Raw genomic sequence first — 1,324 nt, 5'->3', positions numbered from 1 at the left:
ACAGCACAACATCGCCCAATGGAACCCCGGCCCGCGCAGCTTCCCAAGCGACACCTGCGCCCATCAACTGATCGCCGAGCAGGCCCGTCAACGGCCTGACGCCGTGGCCCTGCGTTGCAACGGCCAGACCCTGACCTACGCCGAACTGAATGCCCAGGCCAACCGCCGTGCGCATCAGTTGATCGCTCACGGCGTGGGGCCGGACGTGCTGGTGGGCCTGGCCGCGGAGCGGGGTATCGAGATGATCGTCGGCCTGCTGGCGATCCTCAAGGCCGGCGGCGCCTATGTGCCGCTCGACCCAACCTACCCGCAGGACCGCCTGGCCTACATGATGCAAGACAGCGGCATCCAACTGCTGCTGGCCCAGGCGTCGCTGGCCGGTCAATTGCCGGTGCCTGACGGCGTGAAAACCCTGCTGCTGGATACCGACGTCAGCGCCTTTGCCGACAGCGACCCGCAAGTCGTCGTGGATCCTTCGAACCTCGCCTACGTGATCTACACCTCCGGTTCCACCGGCAACCCCAAAGGCACCTTGCTTGCGCACCACAATATCCTGCGTCTGTTCGCGGCCACTGAACCGTGGTTCGGCTTCGGCCCGCAGGACGTCTGGAGCCTGTTTCATTCCTATGCTTTCGACTTCTCGGTCTGGGAAATTTTCGGCGCACTGCTGCACGGTGGCGAGCTGCTGATCGTGCCGTACGACGTCAGCCGCTCGCCCCAGGAATTCCTCGACCTGTTGTGCGACGCGGGCGTCACGGTGCTCAACCAGACGCCGTCGGCGTTCAAGCAGTTGATGCACGTGGCTTGTACCGACTCCCGGGCCAATGCCCTGCGCTACGTGGTATTCGGCGGCGAGGCGCTGGACGTCAAGAGCCTGCGCCCATGGTTCGAACGGTTTGGCGACAGCGCGCCACAGCTGATCAACATGTACGGCATCACCGAAACCACGGTGCACGTCACCTACCGTCCGTTGTCGGTGGCTGATCTGGAGCTGGACGCCAGCAGCCCGATTGGCGAACCGATAGCCGACCTGTCGTGGTACCTGCTCGACGGTGAACTGAACCCGGTGGCCAAAGGCTGCATCGGTGAGCTGTATGTTGGCCGCGCCGGCCTGGCCCGGGGCTACCTGAAGCGTGGCGACCTGACGGCACTGCGTTTTATTCCCGACCCGTTCGGCGAAAGCGGTGCGCGGTTGTACCGCACCGGTGACCTGGCGCAATACCGCAGCGACGGGGTGATCGAGTACATCGGCCGGATTGACCATCAGGTGAAAATCCGTGGCTTCCGTATCGAACTGGGTGAAATTGAAGCGCGCCTGAACGCC

1 protein-coding gene is annotated in these 1,324 nt (G+C 64.0%); it reads left to right on the top strand.

What is annotated here, in order from left to right; translation table 11 throughout:
* Nucleotides 1-1,324, top strand: a 1,324-nt coding sequence (locus tag HX811_RS31825; RefSeq protein WP_177048886.1) for an amino acid adenylation domain-containing protein, incomplete at both ends; no start/stop codon positions are given.

This window comes from Pseudomonas sp. F8002 (assembly GCF_013385495.1).
Lineage (GTDB): Bacteria > Pseudomonadota > Gammaproteobacteria > Pseudomonadales > Pseudomonadaceae > Aquipseudomonas.
This window is presented reverse-complemented; position numbering and strand designations above follow the sequence as displayed.